The sequence below is a fragment of the Sphingomonas sp. TDK1 genome, from assembly GCF_001650735.1.
Classification (GTDB): domain Bacteria; phylum Pseudomonadota; class Alphaproteobacteria; order Sphingomonadales; family Sphingomonadaceae; genus Sphingomonas.
On the sequence record NZ_LXVY01000004.1, the window covers coordinates 280,650 to 300,566 of the forward strand.

The following is a 19,917-nucleotide window of genomic DNA, read 5'->3' on the forward strand; positions in this document are numbered from 1 at the left end:
GCCGCTTTAGTGCGCGGGCGGCCTCTACGGCAAGCGCTTGTCGGCGGGTCGCCGCACCCGGTACAGGATCGACGGGCCGGAGCGGGCGACTTCGATCAGATCGGCCGGCAGGTGCGTGGGGCGGAAGCCCAGGATCCAGACATGGTCGAACGTCCCACGATCGAAATCGCGCAGCATCCTCGGCAGGCCGGCGGGGGACAGGGCGCAGCTGGGATCATAGATCAATTGCGACGGGTCCGCCCGATAGACGCCCGCGTGCGGGTGGCGATCCCGCAGGAGCTGCTGGCCGGCCAGCGTCCACTCGCTGTTGTCGAAGACGTCGCGGCGGGCAAGCGCGAACCCGGCGACATGGGCGAGCCGCTGCGCGCTCCACTCGATACAGGATGTGCGCACCGCAACCAGCACGGCGGCGCCGCGCGGCAGCGCCGTCTCCACCGCGGCAGCCTGTTCCTGCGCGGCGGCGGCGCCAACGAACACCCAGGTGGTGGTCGTGACCCGCAGCAGGAAGAAGGCGGTGGCCGCGGTGGCGAGCGCTGCCCCGTGCCGCGCCGCCCGCGGGCGGATCGCCACGATCAGCAGCGCGACGACATAGGGGGCCATCCGCATGTCGACATAGGCCCCGCCCAGCAGCCGATAGGGGAGCAGCAGCCAGGCCAGCGCGCCGACCGCCGCCGCCCAGGCCAGCGGCCGGTCGACCCGGAGCAACGCGCTGCGCAACCCCGCCCAGCAAAGCAGCGCCAGCACCAGCACGGCGAGGAAATCATAGGTGGGCCATTGCTCGCGCAGGAGAGAGGCGAGCCAGCCGATCTTCGCGCGCCATTCCCAGCTGGCGTTGAGATGTCCGTCCCCGGAAGCACCGCCCGCCAGCATCGGGATCACCGGGCCGGTGAGGAGCAGGCAGCGCAGCCCTGCACGGAGGATGGCGCGCGTCCAGATCACGCCGGCGGCACGCAATGTCGCCAGCTCGCTCCCGAAGGCGAACAGGCCGAACATCGCCCAGCCGAAGCAATGGGCAGTCCACAGCAACAGCGCGATGGGTACGAACAGCAGCGCGCGCAGTCGCAGCCGGCCATCGCGTGCCAATCGCATCCACAGTGCCAGCGCGAGCAGCGCCAGCGCGGCCGACAGGGCGAAGTTCACGAAGCCGAACTGGAAGGGAAACCCATAGGCCAGGGGAAAGGCAAAGGGCGCCGCCGGTGCGAGCCGCCCCCCGCCCCCTTCGCGCGATACGAGGATAAGGCCGGCGATGGTCAGCGCAGGGATCGCCAGCACCACCAGCTTGGTCGCGAGCTCGACACCGAGCAACGGCACCAGCGGCAGCACCGCCAGATCGACGCCGAGATTGCCGATCCATCGCCACTGATAGGTCCAATGCCGCTGAAGCTCGGGCGAGGTCGCGAGGCTTGCGGCGACATGATAGCGGCCGAGATGGCCCGGCAGGTCGACCAGCGGCGGCACGGCCGGCCAGAGCAACGGCAGCGCGCCGAGCAGCACGGCGGCCAGCGCGAACCACCGCGTCTCCCACCAACGCCGCTCGCTCAATGCGCGGATCCGCGTCCGACAAGCCGATAGACGTTGGGCACTTCGCCCGGCTTGGAAACCGGGGCGAGCCAGCCGGGCACTTGGCCGGCACGCAGCGCCCCGGCCAGGCGATTCAGGTCGCTCCCCGCCGCGCCGAGCTCGCCAAGCCCATCCGGGCAGAGCGCGACATAGTCGACGCCCCAGCGGCGGGCGACCGCTTCGGCCTGGACGGGCGGACTTTGGAAAAGGTCGAGCATCGCGCGATTTCCTTGGGTGTTGCGGTGATATGGTCCGGCAAGAACGCGGTGGCGGCTGACAGGCAGCAGATCCGCGCTGAAATCGATCGGCGCGACAACGAGGCCGGGCGGAAGGGCGGCAACCCGCGCCAGTGCGGCGGGCGCGGTGCAATCGGTGGCGGCAGGCACTGCCCGCTCGGCCGGCGCCTCGCCCGCCATGCCGTAGACGATTCCGGCAGACCCCAGCCAGGTAGCGCCCAGCAACAGCGGCCCACGGCCCCGCGCTGCGGAGACCATCGCGGCCAGCGCCGGCGCCCCCAGCATCGCCGCGACATAGGCGCCGCGCAGCTGCACCAGCAGGATCAGCACCGCCACGAGCTGGAAGGCCAGCAGTATCGTCCATGCTGTCGTCCGGCTGCGCCAGGCCTGCCATGCCGCAGCCGCGAGTCCGGCAAAGGCCACCCCGCCGAATGCGATGCCTTGCGCCCAAGATGCCGCCGTGATCGTCTGCGCCTCGGCCACCTTCGCCAGCCAGACGCGCGCGAGCACCGGATCGACGGCCCCATAGGGCGACAAGCAGGCCGGCGATACCAGCAGGGCCGCGCAGACTGCCGTACCGCCGCTCGCCAGCAGCACGACCAGCCGCCCCCGCGGATCCTCAAGGACGACTCCGCCCCCCGCCATCATGGCGGGCGCGAGAGCGCCCAGCATCGCGGCACGCCAGAGGGTGGCGGTGAATCCGTCACAGGCAGGATAGTCCCAACCGCGCGTAGCGAACAGCGCGCGTTCGACGCCCAAGCCGATCAACAGCGCCATCGCATAGCCTGCCATGCGCGCCTGCCCCGCCCGGCCTTCGCGCACCCACCGTACCGCGATACCGAGTCCGCCGACCGCCAGAATCGGTGCGGTTTCCAGCCCGATCCCCAGCGATATCGCGCTCGCCGCACCCGCAGCTGCACCTGCCCCCATCGTCCCTGCCGCCAGCGCCGCGCGGAGCAGCGCCAGCACGAGCACCAGTTGCAGGCCGTGATGATCGATGCGCCCCGGCGCGAAGATCGTCGTCGCGGGATAGGCCAGCGCAGCAACGAGCAACGCCGCGCCGGGGGGTACAGCAAGCCGCCGCGCGATACCCGCGACCAGCATCAGCGCCACGGCGAACCACAGGATGGGCACCGCCGTCACCGCGACGATCGTCGCCGCATAGGAACCGAGAATCGGCGTCCCGAGGAGGATCATCGCCGCCGGTGCCAGATCCGCGATGCGCGACCAATGCATCGGCAGGCCCGGCGGGGGGCCAAGCCGATACTGGGTCAGATCGGCAAAGCCCTGCCCGCCCAGCCAGTCCCGGACCTGTTGCAATCGCAAGCCGTCATCGGCGTCGGGCAAGCGCAGCGCCGCAAGCCCGGCATGATCCCGCGCCGTCCATGCGGCCCCCAGCAGCAGCGCCAGGCCGACCGCGTGGATCGAATCGCGCACGGCGCAGCGAGGAAGGCCCGAACCCATGAAGCTGGGCTAATCCCCCATGGTTAACTGTTGGTTAGGCCGCCGCTCCGGGCACCTACCCGCTATTGCGAAGCGCCGTGGCGATGGCGTTGATCGAAAGAAGAATGCCCTCGCCGATCCGCGGATCGGCTTCGCCCGCGCGGTGACGCTTCATCAACTCGATTTGAAGCAGGTTGAGTGGCTCGATATAGGGCAGCCGCAACCGGATCGAGGTTTCCAACGGCGGGTGTTTCTCCAGCAGGCGTGTCTGACGCGTCACCTGGAGAAGCCCGTCATGGGTCTGCTGCCAGCCGTCGCGAATCCGCCCGAAGATGCCGTTGCGCAGCGCTGCGTCCTCGACCAGCGCCGCATAATGGCTGGCAATGCCCATGTCGGACTTGGCGAGCACCTGTTCCATATTGTCCAGTGTCGCGCGGAACAGCGGCCAGGCGCTCGCCATTTCGCGCAGCAGCCCCTTGTCCTCGAACGCCTCCAGCGCCGCGCCGACGCCGTACCAGCCAGGCAGCATCACGCGGGCCTGCGCCCAGCTGAACACCCAGGGAATCGCGCGCAGATCCTCGATCGCGTCGCTCTTCTTGCGGCTGGCGGGGCGCGAGCCGATCTTCAGGCCCGCAATCTCGGCGATCGGCGTCATCTGGCGGAAGAAGGTGGTGAAGCCCGGTGTCTCGTAGACCAGCCCGCGATAGGCACGGAAAGCGCTGTCGGAGAGCTGGTCCATCGCCGCGGCGAAGCGCTCGGCATCGGCGGGCGCCAGCCGTTCGGGCTCCAGGCTGGCGAGCAGCGTGGCCGAGGTCATCGCCTCGAGATTGGTCATCGCGCTTTCGGGGCTGCCATATTTGGCGGCGATCACCTCGCCCTGTTCGGTGATGCGGATGCGGCCCTGCACCGTGCCCGGCGGCTGCGCGAGGATCGCCGAGAAGCTCGATCCGCCGCCGCGCCCCACCGCGCCGCCGCGGCCATGGAACAGCTGCATGGCGACGCCCGCTTCCTCGAACACCGGCTTGAGCGCGGTCGACCCGCGACTAAGCTGCCAGGTGGAGGTGAGGTACCCCCCATCCTTGTTCGAATCGGAATAGCCGATCATCACTTCCTGTTGCCCGCGCGCCGCGGCGATTGCGGCGACCTCGGGCAGGCCGAGCCAGGCTTCCATGATCGGCGGCGCGGCTTCGAGGTCGGCGATCGTTTCGAACAACGGAATCGCCATGATGTGCGCCTGCGGCATCTCGCCCGGCACGTAGAGCCCGGCTTCCTTGAGCAGGATATGGACCTCGAGCAGGTCGGATACCGACTGCGCCATCGAAACGATGTAGTGGCGGATACAATCCCGGCCGTAGCGGGCATGTGCCGCCGCGGCCTCGCGCACGATCGCGAGCTCGGTGGCGGTTTCCTCCGAATAGACGGCATAGGGGCTGGTCAGCGGCCGGGCATTGGCGAGTTCGCCGCGCAGCAGGTCGATGCGGGCCTGCTCACCGAGGGCGGGGTAGTCGTCACACACGCCCGCCGACTGGAGCAGCTCCGCAACCACCCGCTCGTGGATCGCGCTGTTCTGGCGCATGTCGAGCGTTGCGAGGTGGAAGCCGAACGTTTCCACCGCCCGGATCAGCCGGCCGAGTGCGCCGCCGGTGGCGAGCGGCCCGCCATCGGCAAGCCCGCGTGCGATCGCAACGAGGTCCTCGCGGAATTCCGCCGGGTGGCCATAGGGCTTGGCCGGGATGGGCGACGGCCGGCCCGGCTTCTTGCCGACCAGCTGCTCGTGCGTCGCGGAGAGTCGGGCGTAGATGCCGGTCAGCGCGCGACGATAGGGCTCGTCGCTGCGGCTCTTGCCGGTGTCGCCGCTGGCTTCGGCGAGCTTGAGCACCGCCTCGGGCACCTCCGTGTGCTCGGTCGAGATCGACAGCTCGGCGCCGAGCGCGTGGACCGATTCGAGATAATGATCGAGCACCGTCTCGGCAGCGCGGGCAAGCGCGAAGCGCATCGATTCTGCGGTGACGAAAGGATTGCCGTCCCTGTCGCCACCGATCCAGCTGCCGGGGCGCAGGAAGCTCGGCGCGCGGTCGCCCAGTGCGCGGTCCCAACGGGCGTAGAGCGCGGGCAGCACCGGCAGGAACACGTCGCGGAAATAGGAAAGTGCGGTTTCTACCTCATCAGGCACGCCCAGCTTCTCGCGGCGTAGCACCCTGGTCTGCCAGAGCAGCGCGATCTGGCGGAGAATGGCTTCTTCGACCTGGTCGCCGTCGGGCGTCTCGGCGACGCCCTGGTCGCGCAGCGCCATCAGCTCGGCGATGCGGTTCTTGTGGTCGATCATGGACTTGCGCCGCACCTCGGTCGGATGCGCGGTGAGCACCGGGCTGACCAGCGCATGATCGAGCAACGCCATGACCGGCTCGCGGCCGATACCGGACTTGGCCAGCCGCTCCAGCGCAGCGGCGACATCGGCGTCCTTCTCGGTAGCAACGCCCTGGCGGTCTTCCGCCAGATTGGCGAGCATCGAGAACAGCATGAAGCCGCGCACGAAATCCAGCGTCTCGTCCAGGCTCAGCCGGTCGAGCCCCGAATCGATCGCGCCTGCCCCCGCGACGCCGCGATGCCGATCCACCGAGGTCGCGCGAATATATTCGATGCGCTTGAACAGTTCCTCGCCACCATAGGCGCGAATGACATCCCCCAGCAGCCGCCCGAGAAAGCGGATGTCGGGATTGTTGGTGATTGCGATACTGGCCATGGCCGCATTTGCTGCACTGCAAAGCGAACGCGGTCAACTTGTTCACGCTACCAGAATCCCTAGCTTAAGCGCATGGATTTCGTTGCATTTGCAACCCACAGCGTACGACGCGCGATGATCGGCCAGGTGCGGGCGGTGTTCAACGATGCCGCGCGCGGCGAAACACCCGTGCAGCGGAGCGCGGACGGGCTCTTCGGGCCCGAATCGGTAGTGTGGCGGGTACATGGCGACGTGACCACGATGATGGTCGGCGGTGTTGCCGCGTTGTTCCTCCAGATGCTGCATCCGGCGGTGCTGGCGGGCGTATGGGACCATTCGAAGTTCCGGCACGACATGCTCGGCCGGCTTCGCCGCACCGCGCGCTTCATTGCACTGACCAGCTATGCTTCGCGCGGGGAAGCCGAGGCGGCGATCGCACGGGTGCGGGAGATCCATCACCATATCCACGGCACGCTGCCGGACTGCACGCCGTATGGCGCGGATAATCCCCGCCTCCTCGCCTGGGTGCATGTGACCGAGGCGGTGAGCTTCCTCGACGGGTGGATCCGCTATGCCGAGCCGGGCATGTCGCACGCGGACCAGGATCGCTATTTCGCAGAATTCGCGGTAGTGGCCGAGGCGCTCGGCGCTGATCCGGTGCCACACAATCGCTCTGAGGCGCTGGCGTTGATCGCGGAAATGCGTGCAGACCTCCGCTACGACGCGCGTACGCGTGCGGTCGCGAAACTGTTGCTCGAACAACCTGCCCCCAATCTCGGTGCCAAACCCTTCCAGGCCATGACCTTCGCCGCCGCCATCGACTTGCTGCCCGGCTGGGCCCGGCAGATGCACCATCTCTCGACGCCGCCCCTTGCCGGGCCGGCAGTGCGACTGGCCACGCGCCGTGTGGCGGAGACGTTGCGCTGGGCGTTTCGCTGACTTTGGCCCGCAGCCATGCCAGCCACGCCTGGGTCCACCGCTGCTTCGCTTGATCTGCCCGCGCGACATCCCGCCGTCGTATCCTTGCGCGGCGGGCTGGTGTTTGCGAGACCGGTCAGCGTACCAGGGTTAGGTCGGGCCGCCCGCGCGGGCGGGTCATGCTCGCCAGCACCAGCGTCAGCACCGCGGAAAAGACCGGCGCCAGCCAAAGCGCGTTCCAGCCCCAGCGGAACTGACTTTCGGCGCCGATCACCACGCCGCTGACGAAGCCAAGCCACAGCGCGAGATAGCGCAGCCAGCCGAAGCGATCGGCGTCGCCCATCAGCGCGCCGGCCAGCTTCTGCCCCATCTTGACCAACGATCCCGTCATGTAGGTGAGGCCGATCGTTACTTCGCCGTCGCGCTGGAACACGCCGTTCTCGGCGCCCATCGCCGCTGCCAGCAGGAGCAGCACGACCGGGCCGGGCATCAGCCTGCCAACCAGCGCCGCGATCACGAGCAGCAGCGTGACGACCGCCATGATCCTCGGCTGGTGCCGCTGCGGGCGGGCGCGGAAGATGACGCTCGACAGGATTACCCCGGCGACGAAACTCATTACCAACGACGCGGCGATCGCCGCGTCATAGGTAGAACCGCTGCCGAGGCCGACGCCCAGGCGCGTAGAATTGCCGCTCATGAACGAGGCGAAGAAACCGCCCAGGCTGGTGAAGGCGAGCGCATCCACGAAGCCGGCGAGCGCCGCCAGGAGGATCGCCAGTGCGATCAGCGGGGACTCGGTACGTTGCATGTCCCCTCTCTGCCCCAAGCCGACGCGACTCGCCAAGGGGCCGTGTTTGACTTCGGCCGCTGCCACGCGGCAAACGGAGCGGATGAACAGTTCGGTCGCCGCCCAGATCGGTCCCATCCTGCCGTGGCTCGACCTGTTCGGGATCGCCGTGTTCGCCGCAACCGGCGCGCTCGCCGCCACCCGGCACCAGCAGACCATCGTCACCGCCACCTTTTTCGCCCTGATCACCGGCGTGGGTGGTGGGACGGTGCGCGACCTGCTGATTGGCGCGCCGGTCTTCTGGGTGCACGACGCGACGGTCGCTTCGCTATGCCTGGGCATGTCGGCGATCGTATGGATCACGCCGCAACATTGGTGGAGTGACCGCACCTTCGCCTGGCTCGATGCACTGGGGCTGGCCGCTTATGCGGCCTTCGGTGCGGCCAAGGCGCTCGGCTATGGCATCCCGCCGGTGCCCGCTGCGGTGATGGGCGTGGTAACCGCCTGCGTGGGCGGCATCATCCGCGACGTGCTCGCCGGCGAACCATCGATCCTGATGCGGCCCGAGCTCTACGTAACGGCAGCGGCGCTGACCGCCTCCATCTATGTCGCGCTGAGCCTTTTGGGCTTGCCGCCCTACGCGGCCGGGCTGGTCGCCGCCTCGGCGGGATTCGCGCTGCGTGCCGCGGCGATCGTGTGGAAGCTGGGACTGCCGGCCTATCGCGGCGGCCGCTGAGCGATCAGCGTCGGCGCCGGGTAGGCGCGTGGAAATCCGCCGGCTTGTCGGCGATCCAGGCGAGGAAACGGCGGATGTCCTCGCGTTCGCGCAGCCGATCCAGCGTGGGATAAAGCCGCGCGAGCGCGGTGTTGCTGGCGCTGGCGTGGATGGCACGATGACAGATCGGATGCAGCGGCACGGTCTCGCGGCCGCCCTCGCTCTTCGGCACGAGATGGTGCCATTCGGTTCGTGCACCCAGGGGTCGGCTGCACAGCGCACAGGTCGCCGGCACCGGCCCCTCCGGCAACCAATCGAGCGCCGCGAGTGCGGCCTTGCGCCGCACCCGCCCGCGCATCAGTCCTTCATTGCCTCGATCAGCTTCTTCACTTCCTGGCTGCGGCCGCGCGGCAGCACCAGTACGTCCGCGCCGGAGACGACGACGATCAGATCCTCGACGCCGACGAGCGCGACACGCTTGCCGGGCTCGCTCTGCACTAGGCAGTTGGTGGCTTCGATCGCCACCACGTCGCCGCGCACCACGTTACCGCCGGCATCGGGATTGCTGATCGCATGCAGCGCATCCCAGCTGCCCACGTCGCTCCAGCCCATCGCCACCGGCACCACGGCGACACGGGGCGCCTTTTCCATGACCGCATAGTCAATCGAGTCGGACGGGCAGGCCGCGAAGCTCTCCGCATCGGGGAATATCCGGGTGCCTTCACGCCGCGCCTTGTCCATCGACTGCTGGGCAGCGACGAGCATCTCCGGCGCATAATCATTCAGCGCGCCGAGATACATGTCGGCGCGGAACAGGAAGATGCCGCCGTTCCAGGCGTGGTCCCCCGAGGCCATCATGGCTTCCGCGCGATCCTTGGGCGGCTTTTCGACGAAGCGGCCGACACGGTGGACGCCGGGCGCAAGTTCTTCCTCGTCGATCTTGATCCAGCCATAGCCGGTTTCCGGCGAGTCGGGCGCGATACCGAACGTGACAAGCCACCCCTCGTTTACCAGCGGCAGCGCAGCTTCGATCGCCGCGTGGAACGCCTCGACATTGCCGATGACATGGTCGGACGGCATGATCAGAATCGGTTCGCTGCCGCCGCCCGCGGCAAGGGCGGCCAAGGCGATAGCCGGTGCGGTGTTGCGGCCGATGGGTTCGAGGATCAGCGCCTTGATGGCGGTGCCGACGCCGCCGAGCTGTTCCTCCACCAGATCGGCGTGGAACGCGTTCGCGACAACGATGGGATCGGTGAACCGCTCGCCCGACGCGCGGCGCACGGTGAGCTGCAGCATGGTTTCCTCAGCCGTCAGCGAAAGCAGCTGCTTCGGGCGCTCAGGCCGCGACATGGGCCAAAGGCGGGTCCCCGATCCACCTGACAGGATGACAGGCGTGATCCGCTTCGATTCCGGCATTCGATGAAGCTCCTGTGTTCGATACATATACGCAAGTGCTAGTAAAGCTCGTCTGAAACAAGCCCACGGCGATTTTGTTACGACAGGAGAAATTTTCCGCCAGCCGAATCGGGCAGTCCTGCGACTTCAGCCTGCCGCAGCGATACTTGGCGCCGCGCCTTTCCCGCGCAGTGCCGCGCGCCATGCGGTGGGATAAGCCCATGATTTCCCCTTGATCCGTTTCGTTTACCCTTCCGCGCTACAAGGGGCGCGCCATGATCCGCCTGTTCAAGCACTATGTCCCCAACACCGTGCTCCTGCTCGGCCTGCTGGATGTGATTCTGTTGATCGCGGCGGGCGAGCTGGGCTGGCAGCTGCGGGCACACCAGATCCCGATGGATGTGGGCCCGATCGGCGATCGCGTGCCGCAGCTGGCGAGCTTCACCCTGGTCATCGAAACCGCGATGGTTGCACTCGGCGTCTATTCGGCAGAGGCGCTGCAATCGCTGCGGCATGCGCTGGCACGACTTGGCGTGGCGATCGGCCTGGGTGTGCTGGGCCTTAGCGTCCTCTATTTCCTGCTGCCGCCGATCGGCTTCTGGCGCTCGAACCTGCTCTACGCGGCCATTGCGGCGGTGGCCCTATTGCTGCTGATGCGGATCCTGCTCGGCAAGACGCTGGGCGGGCAGGCGTTCAAGCGCCGAATCGTCGTGCTGGGCGCCGGCCCCCGTGCCGAACGGCTGAAGCAGCTCTCCAAGATACCCGGTGCCAGCTTCGCCGTGGTTGGTTATGTAGCGATGAGCGACGTCAACCGCGTGATCCCGGAAGCGATCGCGCGCGACGCGATCTACAATCTCGCCGACCATGTAGTGCTGCTCAACGCAAGCGAAGTGGTGCTCGCGCTGGAGGAGCGACGCAATGCGCTGCCGCTGAAGGACCTGCTGCGCATCAAGACCACCGGCGTCCATGTCAACGAATTCTCGACCTTTCTCGAGCGAGTAACGGGCCGGGTAGACCTGGACAGCGTAAACCCCAGCTGGCTGATCTTCTCCGATGGTTTCTCGTCGGGTCGAATGATGTCGGGGCTGTTCAAGCGGCTGTTCGACGTCGTCGCCAGCCTGTTGCTGCTGGCGCTTACCTTGCCGCTGGTGCTCGTCACCGCGGTGCTGATCAAGCTGGAAAGCCGCGGCCCCGCGCTCTACCGCCAGCTGCGCGTCGGCCTGTACGGCCAGTCCTTCCACGTCCTCAAGCTGCGCTCGATGCGCCAGGATGCCGAGGCTCCGGGTGAGGCGGTATGGGCGGAGAAGGACGATCCGCGCATCACCCGTGTCGGCCGGATCATCCGTAAGATCCGCATCGACGAACTGCCGCAGTGCTGGAGTGTGCTGAAAGGCGAGATGAGCTTCGTCGGCCCGCGCCCGGAGCGGCCCCAATTCGTCGACGATCTCGAACAGGCCCTGCCCTATTATGCCGAGCGGCACATGGTGAAGCCGGGCATCACCGGCTGGGCGCAGATCAACTATCCCTATGGCGCCTCGATCGACGATGCGCGCCAGAAACTCGAATATGACCTGTTCTATGCAAAGAACTATTCGCCCTTCCTCGATCTCCTGATCCTGCTGCAGACGGCGCGCGTCATCCTGTTCCCGAGCGGCGCACGCTGATGCTGACGGCGGCGCTGAGCCTCTGGCTGCATGCGCTGGCAGCGCTGCTCTTCGCGCTGCTTCCCGTCGCCGCGCTGCGCACTGGCGGGGACCCGCTGCCGCGTCGCGCATTGGCAGCGGCGCTGGCGCTTACTGCGTTGGCGGCGCTGGCAACCGCCGGCATTGGCGCGCAGGAAATCGCCACCCGAATCGCCGAAACGCTGCGCACATTTGCCTGGCTGGGCTTCCTGTTGCTGCTGCACCGCCGCGCCGGGGAGCCGCGACCGCCGCTCGCACTCGAGACGGTCTACGGCGTGGTGGCGCTGGTGACGCTGGCGGCGTTCGCGCTCGATCTTGTCGCCGCGGTGCCGGGATCGATGACCGAGGAAGCAGGCTCGGTGGCGCTGCTGCTGCACCTGCTGGTCGCCGTGGCCGCGATGGTGATGGTGCAGGCGCTGCATTCCGCGCTTGCCCATAGCGCGGGCGGGGGCCTGCGCTGGACGGTGGCGGCAGTCGGCGGATTGTGGCTCACCGAATTTGCCGTCCTTACCCTCGCCTATCTGGGCGTGCCGCTCGCCGGGCTGCTGCTCGTCGCGCGCGGAACGGCGCTGGTGTGTGTCGCCGCCGCCATGGGCCTCGGGTTGCAGCGGCGCGGCGACTGGCGCGTGCGGATGTCCCGGACCGTGGCCTATCAGTCGCTGACGCTCGTCGCGGTCGGCGCCTATTTCGTGCTGCTGGCACTGGCGACCAGCGCGTTCGCGACGCTGGGCGGCAGCCATGCCCGGCTGTTGCAGACCGCGTTCGTCTTCGGGGCGACGGCCGCGATCCTGGCGCTCGTCTCGAACAGCGGGCTGCGCGGCTGGGTGAAGGTGAAGCTCGCCAAGCACCTGTTCCGGCACCGCTACGACTATCGTGCCGAGTGGCTGCGGTTCACCGAAACGCTGGGGGCGCCGGGCGTTGCACCGCTCGATCAACGCATCGTTCGCGCCCTCGCTGACCTGACCGCCTCGCCCGCGGGCCTGTTGCTCGTTGCCGAAGAGGGCGGGCTGATACCAGGCGCGGGCTGGCACTGGGACCGCGCCACGCTGCCGCCCGTGACCGACACGGCACTGGCGATGCACCTCGAATCGACCGGCCGCATCATCGAGGTGGATGCCGTTCGGCAGGGTCAGGCGGACGCGGCCGATACCGATGCGACCCCCGGCTGGTTGCGCGAAACGGAAAGCGCGTGGGTGGTGGTGCCGTTGCTCCATCGTGGTACGCTGGTCGGTGCGATCGTGCTCGCACGCCCGGCCGAGGCGCGACGGCTCGACTGGGAAGATTTCGACCTGCTCAAGGCCGCCGGCCGCCAGGTGGCGAGCTATCTCGCCGAAGCCCGCGCCCAGGAAGCACTCGCCGAAGCGCAGCGCTTCGACGAGTTCAACCGCCGCTTCGCTTTCCTGCTGCACGACATCAAAAACCTGGTGAGCCAATTGGCGCTTACCGCCCGCAACGCCGAGCGCCACGCCGACAATCCCGAATTCCGGGCCGACATGATCGCGACGCTACGCGATTCGTCGGACCGACTGAACGCGCTGCTCGCTCGCCTCGGCCAACACCATCGCGGGCGCAGCGAGCCGCCGCGCCCCACCCCGCTGCTGCCGCTGATTGAACGGCTGGCCGCCCGCCAGCCTGCGCAGGTTGCGCTGCTATCGGGCGCAGCGCCCGCCATCGCCTTGGCCGAGCCGGCGGCGCTGGAGCAACTGCTTGTCCACCTCATCCAGAACGCGATCGAAGCGAGCCCGGCCGACGCGCCGGTGCGCATCGGGCTCGCCACCGACCGGGAAAGCGCCATCATCGACGTGATTGATCGCGGCTGCGGCATGTCGCCCAGCTTCGTCCGCAACCGCCTGTTCAAGCCGTTCACCTCGTCCAAGCCAGGCGGCTTTGGGCTCGGCACGTTCGAAGCGCAGCAGCTGGTGCAGGGTATGGGCGGCCGGATCGAGGTGCATTCGCGCGAGGGCCAGGGCACCCGCTTCCGCATCGTCCTGCGCGCCGCCCCGGCGGTGGAGGTCGCGGCATGAGCGAGGCGTCCATCAGGCTGTTGCCAAAGTTGCTGATCGTCGAGGACGATGCCGGACTCCAGCGCCAGCTGCGCTGGGCCTATGAAGGCTACACGATTCTCGCCGCCACGACCCGCGACGAGGCGATCACCATGCTCCGCGCCGAGGAGCCGCCGGTGGTGACGCTCGACCTGGGCCTGCCCCCCGATCCGGACGGCACCAGCGAGGGCTTCGCGACACTGGAAGCGATCCTCAAGCTCGCCCCTGCCACCAAGGTGATCGTCGCCTCGGGCCATTTCGAGCGCGAGTCGATGCGCCGCGCGATCGAACTGGGCGCCTGGGACTTTTACCAGAAGCCGATCGACATCGACGCGCTGGGGTTGATTGTCGCCCGTGCCTTTCACGTCCATGCGCTGGAGGCGGAGAATCGCCGGCTCGCCGAACGGGCCGAGGCAAAGGCCGTGCTGGGGGGCATGATCACCGCGGCGCCGGAGATGCTCAAGGTCACCCGCACGATCGAGCGGGTCGCGGGTGCCGATGTATCGGTGATGCTGTTGGGTGCCAGCGGCACCGGCAAGGAGTTGCTCGCTCGCGGGTTGCACGAGGCGAGCCCCCGCAGCGCCGGCAGCTTCGTCGCGATCAACTGCGCGGCGATTCCCGAGACGCTGCTCGAATCGGAGCTGTTCGGCCATGAGAAGGGCGCGTTCACCGGCGCGGTGAAGACCACCGAGGGCAAGATCGAGCTGGCGCAGGGCGGCACGCTGTTCCTCGACGAAGTGGGCGACATTCCGCTGCCGCTGCAGGTCAAGCTGCTGCGCTTCCTGCAGGAGCGGGTGATCGAGCGGATCGGCGGGCGCAAGGCGATCCCGGTCGACACGCGGATCGTCTGCGCCACCCATCGCGACCTCGATGCGATGGTGGCGGAAGGCCGGTTCCGCGAGGATCTCTATTATCGGCTCGCCGAGATCGTCGTGCGGATTCCGTCGCTGGCGGAACGACCGGGTGACGCCGGACTGCTCGCCCGCCACTTCCTCGCCCGCTACGCCGATCAGATGAAGGCCGGGCAGAAGAGCTTCGCCCCCGACGCGCTCGCGGCGATCGACGCCTGGGGCTGGCCGGGCAATGTCCGGGAGTTGGAGAACCGCATCAAGCGCGCGGTGATCATGGCCGAGGGCAAGACGGTCCATGCCGAGGACCTTGACCTCGCACCGGGCGACGCGGCGGCGATCAACCTCCGCGCGGTGCGCGAGGCAGCCGACCGCCGGGCCATCCGCCATGCGCTGGCGCGGAGCGACGGCAATGTCTCTGCGGCCGCGCGGCTGCTCGGGATCAGCCGGCCCACGCTATATGATCTGCTGAAGGCGTACGACCTGCAGACCTGATCCCCCCAGCTGCCTCCGGAAGGGGGAAGCAAAGCGCAGGAAATCAAAACGCGAAGCCTAGTTTTTCTTCTCGGCCTGCACCGCCGCCTGCGGATCCTTGGCGGGCGTGCCCTCACCCGGCGTCGCCTGCTGGACGTTCACCGAGACGTCCGCGCCTTCGGCCGCACTGTTGCTCTGGACCCCGGCATTGTCCGGCTGCGAGCCCGCGGCAGGAGCAGCCGGCAGCGGCAGGTTCGAGCCCTGCTTGTTGAGATACAGGATCACGTCGGCGCGCAGCTGCGGATCCGAGATGCCGGCGAAGGTCATCTTGGTGCCGGGCGCGAACTTGCGCGGGTTGGTCAGCCAGGCGTCCATCTTGTCGAGATCCCAGCTGCCGCCGACGCCCTTCAGCGCGTCGGAGAAGGCAAAGCCGCCCTTGCCCTGTGCGATGCCCTCGCCCAGCGTGGCGTAGAGGTTCGGGCCGATGCCGTTGGCGCCGCCCTGCGCGATGGTGTGGCACGAGGCACACTGCTTGAAGCCGCTCTCGCCCTTGGCGACGTCGCCCTTGGCGAGGCGTACCGGCAGCGGCTCGGCTGCGGCGGCGCCGCCGGTCGCATCTTCGACTGCCTCGACGACATAGCCGGGACGTTCAGGCTTTTCGGAATGGAAGTATTTCGCGCTCGCGATCGAAAGTCCAAGGGCGGCGATACCACCCGCCAGCGCCCAACCTGCGATCGTATTGAAGCGATCCTGCATCCATCCGCTCCCACCTGTGCTTTGGTTCATCTTTAGAGCGTGGCCGACAACAAAGGCAAGCGGACTTGCGGCGGGCTTTCCCGGAGGCTAGCCCCGCCCGCCATGGAGAATTTCGCCGCCCCCGCCCGCCCGATCGTCGCCCGCATGCTTGCCGAGGCCGAGGCTGCTCCGGCGCGCGCCGTGGCATTTCAAGGCGCGCCGGGCGCCAATTCGCATGTCGCGGTGCGCGAGGCGTTTCCCGATGCACTGCCGCTGCCCTGCTTCTCGTTCGACGATGCGATCGATGCGGTGAAGGAAGGCCGCGCCGACCGGGCGATGATTCCGATCGAGAATTCGCTCCACGGCCGCGTGGCGGACATCCACTTCCTGCTGCCCGAATCCGGCTTGTCGATCATCGGCGAGCATTTCCTCGCCATCCGCCACACGCTGATGGGCACCGGCCCGATTGCCGGCGTGCGCGAGGCGATGAGCCATCCCCAGGCCCTCGGCCAGTGCCGCCACTGGTTGAAAGCGCACGGCATCGCACAGGTCGCCTATCCCGACACGGCGGGCGCCGCAGCGATGGTGGCGGAACTGGCCGATCCCAAGGTCGCTGCGCTGGCACCCGCACATGCCGCGGAACTGTACGGCCTGAACGTGCTGGCCAGCGACATCGCGGACGCCGCGCACAACATGACGCGATTCGTGGTGCTTTCGCGCGAGGCGCCGGGGATCACCGGCGAAGGCCCGTTCATGACCTCGCTGATCTTCGAGGTGAAGAACATCCCCGCGGCGCTCTACAAGGCGCTGGGCGGCTTCGCGACCAACGGCGTCAACATGACCAAGCTGGAAAGCTACCAACGCGAAGCGACCTTCTCGGCGACCGAGTTCTACGCCGACATCGTCGGCAGCCCCGACGACACGGGCGTACTCCGCGCGCTGGAGGAGCTGGGCTTCCACTCGAAGTGGGTGCGTCTGCTGGGGACGTATCCGCAGGCACGTCCACGACCGTAAGGTAGAAAGCGTATCCTCCCCCTGGCGGGGGGAGGTGGGCCGCGCAGCGGCTCGGAGGGGGAGGAAGCACGACGGCCGGGAGGTTCTGGCATCCTCCCCCTCCGTCGCGCTTCGCGCGCCACCTCCCCCTGGCGGGGGAGGATACGGTCGCGCCTATTCCCCCTCGGCCCAGGCCTTCAGCAACGTATAGGCGATCGCGTATCCCGGCGGCGCGAGGAACGGCGCTTCCGGATCCCGTGCCAGCGCCTGGCGCACCTGCGCGCGATCGAACCAGCCGGCATGTTCCAGCTCGTGCGCGTCGATCGCGATTTCCTCGTCGAGCGCCTCGCCGATGCATGCGATCATCAGTTGCGACGGGAAGGGCCAGGGCTGGCTTGCCACATAGCGCACCGCACCGACATGCACGCCCGATTCCTCCAGCGTCTCGCGCCGGACCGCATCCTCGATGCTCTCGCCCACCTCGAGGAAACCGGCGAGCGCCGAATAGCGCCCGGGCGGCCAGCTAGGCTGGCGGCCGAGCAGCACTCGGTCGCCATGCTCGGCTAGCATGATTACCACGGGATCGACGCGCGGGTAATGCTCGGTCCCGCAATTGGGGCAGAGCCGGCCCCAGCCGCCCCGGAAGATCTCGGTCGGCGTGCCGCAGCGCGAGCAGAACCCGTTGCGGGCATGCCAGTCGATCAGGCTGCGCGCCGCCGCGTAGTTGGCCGCATCCTCGGGGCGGAAGGCGTCGAGGATCGCCGACAGCTCGGGCGGGCGCCCCGGCGGCAGCGGCGTGCCCGCCACCAGCGTCTGCACGAAACGCGGTTCGCCCGCGATGAAGCCGAGGAACAACAGCGGCTGCGTTGCCGCATCGAGCCCGGTCCAGACCAGCCGTCCCTCCCCGTCCAGCTGCGGCACCAGCCCGTCCATCACCAGCAGCCGCGCGCACGGATCGGCGAGCGCCGCCGCCAGCAGCTCGGGTTCATGGCGGACGCGGTCATCGCGGTCCAGCGTGCCGCCTGTGAAGCCGGGCGCGATCACTTGTTCAGATCGGCGTAGACGGCCGCACGCACCGGCACCTTGAGGCCGAGATCGGCAAGCAGGATGTTGACCATCATCGTTGCGCGGACCTGGTTCTTGGGGTCCACCCAGGCGAAGGTACCCGCCGCGCCCGACCAGCCGAACGTGCCCTTGCCCGCCCCGCCCGGCTGGTCGGCGAGGAACACCGATCCGCCGGCGCCAAAGCCCATCGGCACCCCGGTATCGCGCGCCATCACCGCAAGCATCGTCTTGTCGACGCCTGCCGGCAGCAGGTCGGACATGGCGAGCGCCGCCGTCTCCGGCTTGAGGATGCGCACGCCGTCCAGCGTGCCGCCATTCTGCAGCATGTGGAGGAAGCGGTCATAGTCGCGCGCCGACATCGCCAGCCCTGCACCGCCATAAGGGAAGCTCGGCTTCTTCAGATAGACCGAGGTGGCGCCAGGATCGATCGGCAGGCGGTTGACTCCAACGATCGTGTATTCCGTGGCAAGCCGTCCGGCCTCGCCCGCAGGTACCGTCCAATAGCTGGAGGTCATCTTGAGCGGCGCGAGGATACGGGTGTTGACGAAGCTGTCGAACGGCATCCCGCTCGCCACCTCGATCACGCGGCCGAGCACGTCGAGCCCGATCGAATAGCTGAACTTGGCACCCGGCTCGGCGATCAGCGGGAGCGTCGCGGTGCGGTTGGCGAACTCTTCCAGCGTCGCCGGACGCACCGGGCGCGCGGTCGCCTCGAATGAGTCGCTCACCTGGGCCGGGTTGATGCCGAGGCGGTTATACTCGTTGAGCAGCGGCCCCTTGGTGATGATGTTGTAGCCGAGCCCGGCGGTGTGCGTCAGCAGGTTGCGCACGGTGATCGGCCGGGTCGCCGGGCGGCTGGTCAGGTCCTTGTTCGGATCGACCAGCACCTTCATGTCCTTGAACGCTGGGATGAAGTCGCTGATCGGCTGGTCGAGCTTGAGCTTGCCTTGCTCGATCAGGATCATCGCGGCGATGCCGGTGATCGGCTTGGTCATCGAATAGACCCGCCACAGCGTGTCGCCATTGACCTTGGGCGAGGTCGGCTCGTCGGACATCCGGCCGTCGGCGACGATCGTCGCGGGCGCCTGGCCCTTGGCATAAGCGACGACGATGCCGGGCACCTTGCCCGACGCGACGGTCTGGCGCGCGAAGCTCTGGACCTTGCCGGGGGCCGGCACGGGGGCCGTCTGGGCCTGCACCAGCGGCGCCTGCAGCAGCGCCATCGCCCCGATCAGTCCGAACATTCGCTTGGCCGTCATCGCAGTCTCCGTATCGCTTTGGCCGCCTTGGCGAAGACGGTGGGAAGCCCCGCCGACTCGATGTCGGCGATCGGCCACCATTCGCCGGGGGGTGCGCTTGCATGGCGAGGGATTGTTGCAGTCGCAAGCGCCACCTCGAGATCGAAATGGGTGAAACCGTGACGGACGGTTTCGTTCAACATCCGCCAGTTGGTGGCGACGGGCGCGTCGACGACGCCCGGGGACGACTCGCCCCAAGGCCCGGTGGGCAGCGCCCGCATGCCGCCGAGCAGGCCCTTGTCCGGCCGGCGGACGAGCAGCACCGCGTCGTCGCGCTCCAGCCAGAACATCGTGCCGTGGCGCTGCGGCTTGGGCGCCTTCTTGGCCTTGACCGGATAGCGCTCCGGATCGCCTTGCGCCCGCGCGGTGCAACCGAAGGCGATCGGGCAGAGCAGGCATTTCGGCGCACGCACGGTGCAGATGCCGCTGCCGAGATCCATCATCGCCTGGGCGAAATCGCCCGCGCGGGCATCGGGGGTGATCGTGTCGGTATGCCGCCGAATCGCCGGACGCGATCCCGGCAGCGGATCCGCGAGCGCGAACAGCCGCGTCACTACCCGCTCGACATTGGCGTCGACCACCACCGCGCGCCGCCCGAAGGCGATCGCGGCGATCGCGGCGGCGGTATAGTCGCCGATGCCCGGGAGCGCGCGCAGCCCGGGCTCGGTGTCGGGCAGTTCGCCCAGCCGCGCCACGTCGCGGGCGCAGGCGAGCATGTTGCGAGCGCGGGCATAATAGCCGAGCCCCGCCCAGGCGGCCATCACGTCAGCATCCTCTGCCGCGGCCATCGCTGCGAAACTCGGCCAGCGGCTGGTGAATTTCTCGAAATAAGGAATGACCGTGGCCACCTGCGTCTGCTGCAGCATCACCTCGGACAGCCACACCCGGTACGGCTCCGCGGAATCGGCGCCGGGCGGCGCTCGCCAGGGCAGGCGGCGGGCGTTTGCGTCGTACCAGGCGAGCAGGGCGGGGGCGATCGATTCAGGAGCGTTGTCGGGCACGCC

The 19,917-nt window shown here is 68.3% G+C and carries 16 protein-coding genes; 6 read left to right on the forward strand and 10 right to left on the reverse strand.

What is annotated here, in order from left to right; translation table 11 throughout:
• Nucleotides 1–24: 24 nt before the first annotated feature.
• Genes A7X12_RS04835 through ppc form a run of 3 tightly spaced genes read right to left on the reverse strand, consistent with a single transcriptional unit; the run spans nt 25 to nt 5,982 of the window.
• A complete protein-coding gene (locus tag A7X12_RS04835; protein WP_084445086.1) occupies nt 25–1,542 on the reverse strand; it encodes a hypothetical protein in 1,518 nt (505 codons plus the stop codon).
• Nucleotides 1,539–3,260, reverse strand: coding sequence for a hypothetical protein (locus A7X12_RS04840; protein WP_064310499.1), 1,722 nt, complete (start codon nt 3,258–3,260; stop codon nt 1,539–1,541). Before A7X12_RS04840 ends, A7X12_RS04835 begins: the two co-directional genes overlap by 4 nt.
• A gap of 55 nt (nt 3,261–3,315) precedes the next feature.
• Entirely contained in the window at nt 3,316–5,982 is a 2,667-nt protein-coding gene (gene ppc, locus A7X12_RS04845) for a phosphoenolpyruvate carboxylase (RefSeq protein WP_064310500.1), read from the reverse strand.
• 72 nt (nt 5,983–6,054) lie between these two features.
• On the opposite strand from ppc, the gene A7X12_RS04850 reads away from it, so the two are divergent.
• Complete coding sequence (locus tag A7X12_RS04850) at nt 6,055–6,900, forward strand: oxygenase MpaB family protein (RefSeq protein WP_064310501.1); 846 nt, start codon at nt 6,055–6,057, stop codon at nt 6,898–6,900.
• 115 nt (nt 6,901–7,015) lie between these two features.
• Here the strand turns inward: A7X12_RS04850 and A7X12_RS04855 are convergent, their stop codons facing one another.
• Nucleotides 7,016–7,687: a YoaK family protein gene (locus A7X12_RS04855; protein WP_064310502.1), complete on the reverse strand. Its 672-nt coding sequence runs from the start codon at nt 7,685–7,687 to the stop codon at nt 7,016–7,018.
• An 82-nt stretch (nt 7,688–7,769) separates the two neighbouring features.
• Between A7X12_RS04855 and A7X12_RS04860 the strand changes: the two genes are divergently transcribed.
• Nucleotides 7,770–8,402 carry a trimeric intracellular cation channel family protein gene (locus tag A7X12_RS04860; RefSeq protein WP_064310503.1) on the forward strand — a complete coding sequence of 211 codons (633 nt, stop codon included), beginning with the start codon at nt 7,770–7,772 and terminating at the stop codon, nt 8,400–8,402.
• Nucleotides 8,403–8,406: 4 nt separating this feature from the next.
• Here the strand turns inward: A7X12_RS04860 and A7X12_RS04865 are convergent, their stop codons facing one another.
• Nucleotides 8,407–8,739, reverse strand: coding sequence for an HNH endonuclease (locus A7X12_RS04865; protein WP_232318364.1), 333 nt, complete (start codon nt 8,737–8,739; stop codon nt 8,407–8,409).
• Entirely contained in the window at nt 8,739–9,797 is a 1,059-nt protein-coding gene (locus A7X12_RS04870; protein WP_198161884.1) for a mannose-1-phosphate guanylyltransferase/mannose-6-phosphate isomerase, read from the reverse strand. Before A7X12_RS04870 ends, A7X12_RS04865 begins: the two co-directional genes overlap by 1 nt.
• 254 nt (nt 9,798–10,051) lie before the next feature.
• Here A7X12_RS04870 and A7X12_RS04875 point away from each other — a divergent pair, with 254 nt between their 5' ends.
• From A7X12_RS04875 to prsR, 3 genes are read left to right on the forward strand one after another with little or no spacing between them, the layout of a single operon-like run.
• Entirely contained in the window at nt 10,052–11,440 is a 1,389-nt protein-coding gene (locus tag A7X12_RS04875; protein ID WP_064310505.1) for a TIGR03013 family XrtA/PEP-CTERM system glycosyltransferase, read from the forward strand.
• Nucleotides 11,440–13,482, forward strand: a complete 2,043-nt coding sequence (gene prsK, locus A7X12_RS04880) for an XrtA/PEP-CTERM system histidine kinase PrsK (RefSeq protein ID WP_064310506.1) — start codon at nt 11,440–11,442, stop codon at nt 13,480–13,482. Before A7X12_RS04875 ends, prsK begins: the two co-directional genes overlap by 1 nt.
• Complete coding sequence (prsR, locus tag A7X12_RS04885) at nt 13,479–14,843, forward strand: PEP-CTERM-box response regulator transcription factor (RefSeq protein WP_064310507.1); 1,365 nt, start codon at nt 13,479–13,481, stop codon at nt 14,841–14,843. Before prsK ends, prsR begins: the two co-directional genes overlap by 4 nt.
• Before the next feature lie 57 nt (nt 14,844–14,900).
• Here prsR and A7X12_RS04890 read toward each other — a convergent pair whose 3' ends face one another.
• Entirely contained in the window at nt 14,901–15,578 is a 678-nt protein-coding gene (locus tag A7X12_RS04890) for a c-type cytochrome (RefSeq protein WP_064310508.1), read from the reverse strand.
• Nucleotides 15,579–15,680: 102 nt separating this feature from the next.
• Between A7X12_RS04890 and A7X12_RS04895 the strand changes: the two genes are divergently transcribed.
• Nucleotides 15,681–16,571, forward strand: coding sequence for a prephenate dehydratase (locus tag A7X12_RS04895; protein WP_064310509.1), 891 nt, complete (start codon nt 15,681–15,683; stop codon nt 16,569–16,571).
• A 153-nt stretch (nt 16,572–16,724) separates the two neighbouring features.
• Here A7X12_RS04895 and nudC read toward each other — a convergent pair whose 3' ends face one another.
• Genes nudC through A7X12_RS04910 form a run of 3 tightly spaced genes read right to left on the reverse strand, consistent with a single transcriptional unit; the run spans nt 16,725 to nt 19,914 of the window.
• Nucleotides 16,725–17,594 (reverse strand): NAD(+) diphosphatase, encoded by an 870-nt coding sequence (gene nudC / locus A7X12_RS04900; RefSeq protein WP_064310510.1) that lies wholly within the window; start codon nt 17,592–17,594, stop codon nt 16,725–16,727.
• Entirely contained in the window at nt 17,591–18,874 is a 1,284-nt protein-coding gene (locus tag A7X12_RS04905) for a serine hydrolase domain-containing protein (protein ID WP_064310511.1), read from the reverse strand. The genes nudC and A7X12_RS04905 overlap by 4 nt, the downstream gene beginning before the upstream one ends.
• Nucleotides 18,871–19,914, reverse strand: coding sequence for an A/G-specific adenine glycosylase (locus A7X12_RS04910; protein WP_064310512.1), 1,044 nt, complete (start codon nt 19,912–19,914; stop codon nt 18,871–18,873). Before A7X12_RS04910 ends, A7X12_RS04905 begins: the two co-directional genes overlap by 4 nt.
• Nucleotides 19,915–19,917: the final 3 nt, after the last annotated feature.